Source organism: Immundisolibacter sp. (assembly GCF_028696615.1).
GTDB lineage: Bacteria > Pseudomonadota > Gammaproteobacteria > Immundisolibacterales > Immundisolibacteraceae > Immundisolibacter.
Genome location: NZ_JAQVGQ010000166.1, coordinates 1 through 5,953 on the forward strand (window position 1 = coordinate 1; position 5,953 = coordinate 5,953).

The 5,953-nt window shown below is 71.6% G+C and carries 4 protein-coding genes; 1 reads left to right on the plus strand and 3 read right to left on the minus strand.

Annotated elements, in window-relative coordinates; translation table 11 throughout:
• A partial coding sequence (gene mfd, locus PHC73_RS10510; RefSeq protein WP_300127727.1) for a transcription-repair coupling factor occupies positions 1-2,687 on the plus strand: 2,687 nt, incomplete at its 5' end.
• Positions 2,688-2,762: 75 nt separating this feature from the next.
• Here the strand turns inward: mfd and der are convergent.
• The 3 genes from der to PHC73_RS10525 form a co-directional block, all read right to left on the minus strand.
• Positions 2,763-4,166: a ribosome biogenesis GTPase Der gene (der, locus tag PHC73_RS10515; RefSeq protein WP_300127730.1), complete on the minus strand. Its 1,404-nt coding sequence runs from the start codon at positions 4,164-4,166 to the stop codon at positions 2,763-2,765.
• 8 nt (positions 4,167-4,174) lie between these two features.
• Positions 4,175-5,413, minus strand: a complete 1,239-nt coding sequence (bamB, locus tag PHC73_RS10520; RefSeq protein WP_300127732.1) for an outer membrane protein assembly factor BamB — start codon at positions 5,411-5,413, stop codon at positions 4,175-4,177.
• On the minus strand, positions 5,413-5,953 hold a 541-nt coding region (locus PHC73_RS10525; protein WP_300127735.1), incomplete at its 5' end, for a tetratricopeptide repeat protein. The genes bamB and PHC73_RS10525, both read right to left, overlap by 1 nt.

Genomic DNA, 5,953 nt, shown 5'->3' on the forward strand with positions numbered 1-5,953 from the left:
TCGAGTTCTATCTGCCGCTGTTTTTCGAGACCACCGCCACGCTGTTCGACTACCTGCCGCCGGGCACGCTCATCGCCTGGCAGGAGGGCTGTTTGGCAGCCGGCGACGCCTTCTGGGCCACGGTGCGCGAGCGCTACACGGCGCGCGAGATCGCCCGCGACTACCCGCCCCTGCCGCCGGCCGAGCTGTACCTTGATCCGGGCGCCGTGTTCGCCGGCATCAAGCGCTTTGCGCAGGTGGCGCTGCACGAGGCCGCCGACGAGTACGCGCTGGCCGTGGCCGCCGCCCCGGCGCTGCCGGTGGACAGCCGCGCCGCCCGGCCGCTGGCGGCGCTCGAAGATTTCATCGCCGGCTTTGCCGGGCGCACGCTGATCGCCGCCGAGAGTCTCGGCCGGCGCGAGACGCTGCGCGAAATGCTGGCGCGCCAGCACATCGGCGTGCAGGTGCTGGACGACTGGGCGCAGTTTCTGGCATCGGATACGCGCCTGGCCATTGCGGTCGCGCCGGTGGACGACGGCCTGCTGCTGCCCAAGGCCGGCATCGCCATCGTCGCTGAGAGCCAGATCTACGGCGAGCACGTGGTGCAGCAGCGCCGGCGCGAGCGGCGCGAGACCGACCCCGAGGCCGTCATCCGCAACCTGACGGAGCTCGCCCCGGGCGACCCCGTGGTGCACATCGAGCACGGCGTCGGGCGGTATCTGGGGCTCGAAACGCTGGACGTCGGCGGCGGCGCCGGCGAGTACCTGGCGCTCGAATACGCCGATCACGCCAAGATTTACGTGCCGGTCGGCAGCCTGGAACTGGTGCATCGCTACACCGGCGCCGACGCCGCGCACGCGCCGCTGCACAAGCTCGGCAGCGGCGACTGGCAGCGCGCGCAGCGCAAGGCGCGCGAGCAGGTGCGCGACGCCGCCGCCGAGCTGCTGGCCATCTACGCCAAGCGCGCCGCGCGCGGCGGGCACGCCATTCCACTGCCGGACGACTACGCGCGCTTCGCGGCCAGCTTTCCGTTCGAGGAAACGCCGGACCAGGCGCGCGCCATCGCCGACGTGCTGGCCGACCTCGCCGCCGAGAAGCCCATGGACCGCGTGGTGTGCGGCGACGTCGGCTTCGGCAAGACCGAGGTCGCCGTGCGCGCGGCGTTCGTGGCGGCGCACGCGGGCCAGCAGGTGGCGGTGCTGGTGCCGACCACGCTGCTCGCCCAGCAGCACGCCGAGACCTTCCGCAATCGCCTCGCCGACTGGCCGCTGCGCGTGGCGGCGCTGACGCGCTTCGAATCCAAGGCCGAGCAGCAGCAGATCCTCACGCAGCTGGCCGCGGGCCAGGTCGACATCGTGATCGGCACCCACCGCCTGCTGCAGAAGGACGTGGCCTTCCAACGCCTGGGGCTCGTGATCATCGACGAGGAGCACCGTTTCGGCGTCAAGCAGAAGGAGGCTTTCAAGGCACTGCGGGCGGAAGTCGACGTGCTGACGCTGACCGCGACGCCCATCCCGCGCACGCTGAGTCTGGCCATGTCCGGCCTGCGGGATCTGTCGATCATCGCCACCCCGCCGCCGCGGCGCATGGCGGTCAAGACCTTCGTGCGGCCGTTCGATGCCGAGCTGGTGCGCGAGGCGTGCCTGCGCGAGTTCAAGCGCGGCGGGCAGGTGTACTTCCTGCACAACAAGGTGGAGACCATCGAGCGTGTGGCGCACGACCTGCGTCAGCTGTTGCCGGAAGCGACGCTGCGCGTGGCGCACGGCCAGATGCCCGAGCGCGAGCTCGAACGCATCATGGCGGACTTCCACCATCGGCGTTTCAATCTTTTGGTGTGCACCACCATCGTCGAGAGCGGCATCGACGTGCCGACCGCCAACACCATCATCATCGACCGCGCCGACAGCCTGGGTTTGGCCCAGTTGCACCAGCTGCGCGGGCGGGTCGGCCGCTCGCACCACCAGGCGTATGCCTACCTCATGGTGCCGAGCCGGGATGCGCTCAAGGGCGATGCGCTCAAACGCCTCGAAGCCATCGAGTCGCTCGGCGAGCTCGGCATCGGCTTCACGCTCGCCAGTCACGACATGGAAATCCGCGGCGCCGGCGAGCTGCTCGGCGACGAGCAGACCGGCCACATCCAGGAAATCGGCTTCACGCTGTTCAACGAACTGCTGGAGCGCGCCGTGCGCGACATCCGCGCCGGGCGCACGCCGGACTTCGACGCCGCCGTGCACCAGGAACTCGACATCAACCTCGGCGGCGCCGCGCTGCTGCCCAGCGACTACGTGCCGGACGTGCACCAGCGCCTGGTGCTGTACAAGCGCGTCGCCGGCGCGACCGATCTTGCGGCGCTCGAAGACCTGCAGGTGGAACTGGTGGACCGCTTCGGGCCGCTGCCGGCGCAGGCCGGATTGCTGTTCGCTCAGGCGCGGCTGCGCATTGCGGCACGCGCGCTCGGCGTCACCGCCATCACCGGCGGCGAGCACGGCTTTACGGTGAGCTTCACCGAGCAGCCGGCCATCGACGTGGACGCGCTGCTCAAGCTGATTCGCGGCGAGCCGAAGGTGTACCGCTTCGACGGGCGCAGCAAGCTCACCGCCACCGTGCACACCGACACGGCGCAGGCGCGGCTCGATGCGGTGGAAACCCTGCTCGACAGACTCACGCCGCGCCGGGCCGCTGCCGCGGCGGGCCGGGCGCGGGCCTGACTGGCTCCCGACGAATCAGATACTGCGCGCGAGGCGCCCCTGCCTCGCCATCACAGGCCGTTTTTCGACGGCCCGCTAATCCTTGAACAGCTTGCGCCCGCGGCGGCGGGCGCGGCGCTTGCGCTCGATCTGGCTTGGGGTAAGCACGTTCACGCGCCCGGCGTAGGGGTTCTCGCCCTGTTTGGTGACGATGCGCACCGGCGTGCCGGCCAGGTGCAGCGCCTCGCGAAAACTGTTTTCGAGATAGCGCAGGTAATGCGCCGGCAGGTTGGCCACCTGCGTGCCGTGGATGACGATGGTCGGCGGCACGTGCCCGCCCTGGTGGGCATAGCGCAGCTTGGCGCGCCGGCCGGCCACCATGGGCGGCGGGTTGGCGGCGACGATGGTCTCGAGCAGGCGCGTCAGCTCCGGCGTCGAGGCGCGCGCAATGGCACTTTGCTGCACGGCAAAGGCGGCGCGCATCAGCGCCTGCACGCCGCGCCCGGTCTTGGCGCTGATGAACTCGACCGGCGCGAAATCGACGAACGGCAGGCGGCGGGCGATCTCGCGCCGGAGCGCGCCGCGCGCGGCCTCGTCGAGCGTGTCGGACTTGTTCACCGCCAGCACCAGCCCGCGCCCGCGCTGCAGCACTTGACCGGCGATGTGCGCGTCCTGGTCGGTGACGCCCTGCGTGCCGTCGAGCACCAGGATCACCACCTGCGCCTGGTCGATCGCCTGCAGGGTCTTGATGACGCTGAATTTCTCGATCGCCGCATGCACCTGCGCGCGCCGGCGCAGACCGGCGGTGTCCAGCAACACGCAGTCGCGGCCGTCCACCGTGACCGGCACGCGCACGCAGTCACGCGTGGTGCCCGGCAGCGGGCTTTCGATGAGCCGCTGCTCGCCGGCCAGGCGGTTGATGAGCGTGGACTTGCCGGCGTTCGGCCGGCCGACCACGGCGAACACCGGCCGGGTGTCGGTCTCGGCCGGCGCGGGCGCCTCATCGGCAGCCGGAAAATCGGCCAACACCGCATCCAGCAACTCGGCCACGCCGTGACCGTGACTGGCCGAGATCGGCCACGGCTCACCCAGACCGAGCTCGAAGAAATCGGCCCGCACCAGCTCGGTGTTCAGGTGCTCGGCCTTGTTGACCGCCAGCCACACGTGCCGGCCGCGCTCGCGCAGCGTGGCCGCGATGGCGTGATCGTCGGCGGTCAGCCCGGCGCGGGCGTCCACCACCAGGATCACCGCATCGGCCTCGTCGGCCGCGGCCAGCGCCTGCTCGCTCACCTTGCCCGAGAGTTCCGGGTCCTCGCCCAGCATGCCGCCGGTGTCGATGACCCAGAACGGCCGCTCACCGAGCCGGCCCGCGCCCAGCAGCCGGTCGCGCGTGACGCCGGGAAAATCCGCCACCAGCGCGTCGCGACTGCGCGTCAGGCGGTTGAAGAGCGTCGATTTGCCCACGTTGGGCCGGCCGAGCAGCGCGATGACGGGCGTCATGACGGCATTCAGTCGGCCGCCCGCAGGCCGTACAAGTGCCCGCTCTCGGACAGGAAATAGGCGATCCCGCCCTGCACCTGCGGTGCCAGCAGGAAGGCGTCCTTGGTCGGCCGGATGCGCCCGACCAGCGTGCCGTCGTCGGCCCGCAGCCAGTGCACATAGCCCTCGCCATCGCCCACGGCAATGTAGGAGCCGACCGCGGCTGGCGCCGTCAGATGCCGGCCCTTGAGCGCGTCCTGCTGCCAGTAGACGGCGCCGCTGCGCTGGTCGAAGGCGACCACGCGGTCGTCGGTGTCGACGCCGTAGACGTTGAAATCGTCGGCCGCGAGCGCGCTGTCGCAGGACAGCTCCCGTGCCCAGCCGACCGTGCCGCTGGCCAGCTCGATGCCGGACACCCGCCCTTGATAGGCACCGGCGAACACCGCCCCGCCCTGGACTACCGGCTGGCAGTCGGCATCGACCAGGCGCTCGAGCTCGGTGCGCCCGCGCGGCTGCACGATGGCCACATCCCACACCTGGCGCCCGGTGTGCAGGTCGACCGCCACCAGGTGGCCGTCGGCGAACCCGTGCAGCGCCAGCGGGGCGGCGATCAGCGGTGCGCTGCCGCCACGCAGTGACAGCGTCGGCACGTCGCGTTCCACGCTCCACTTGCGCGCGCCGTCGGCGCTGGCGAGGCCATACAGATGGCCGTCACCAGTGGCGACCACCACCACGCCGTCCTGCGCCGCGGGTGGCGCCAGAATCTCGCTCTCCAGCGGCGCCTGCCAGCGCTGCTTGCCGTCGGCGGCATCGAGCGCCACCAGATCGCCGTTGCCGGTGCCCAGCAGCACCAGGCCGTCGCCGGCACCCACCGCGCCGGTGACCGGATCGTCGATGCGCTGTTTCCACAGGCGCTTGCCGTCGCCAAGGCGGTGTGCGAACACCTCGCGGCGCGACTTGCCGAGCGTGTAGACGACGTCATCGACGAACGCCGGCTGCGGCTTGGGATAGCCGTCGGGCGTGCCGTCGGTGACGCGGTGCTCGGTCAGCACGTCGATCTTGATCGAGCTCGCCAATTCCGGGAGCTTCTTGGCGGTGATCTCGGGCGTGCCGGCGGCGGTCAGGCGCCCGGCCACCGACTCGCCCGCCTGATTGACGCTGCGCACGGCGCCACGCCCGAGGTCGGATACGGTGCTGCAGCCGCCGAGGACGACCGCCAGCAGACCAAGGGCGAGCAGGCGCAGCGGCGCGCGTGTGGCGGTCTGCATCATGGCTGGCCGACGGCGTCGAGCTTGAGTCTGATCAGCGCCGCGGTGCCGGATTCGGCCGGCAGGCCGGCGAGCGCCTCCTGGTAGGCCAGTCGCGCCTGCGGTGCCTGGCCCTGCGCACGGGCGATGTCGCCGCGCAGCTCGGCCAGGGCGGACGAGCCGGTCGCGGTCTCGCCGTCGAGCACCGATTGCGCCGCCTGGGGCTTGCCCTGATCGAGCAGCAGGCGCGCCAGGCGCACCCGACCCAGCGTCCGGTCGGCCGGCTCGGCGGCGTTGTCGACCACCCAGCGCAGGTGCTGCTCGGCGGCATCGAGCTTGTCCGCCTCGACGGCCCGCTTGGCCTCGCCAAAGGCGGCGAAGGTGGCGTAGCTCGAGCGCGGGTACTCGGTGCGCAGCCGCGTCGCCAGCGCCTCGGCGCTATGCCCGGCCGGCGGCTGCAGGTAGGCCGCGTACAGCGCCGCGGCGGCGGCCGCCTGACGCTGCCGGTGGCCGTCGTAGGCCTGCCAGCCGAGCACGCCACCGAGCAGCAACACCGCCACC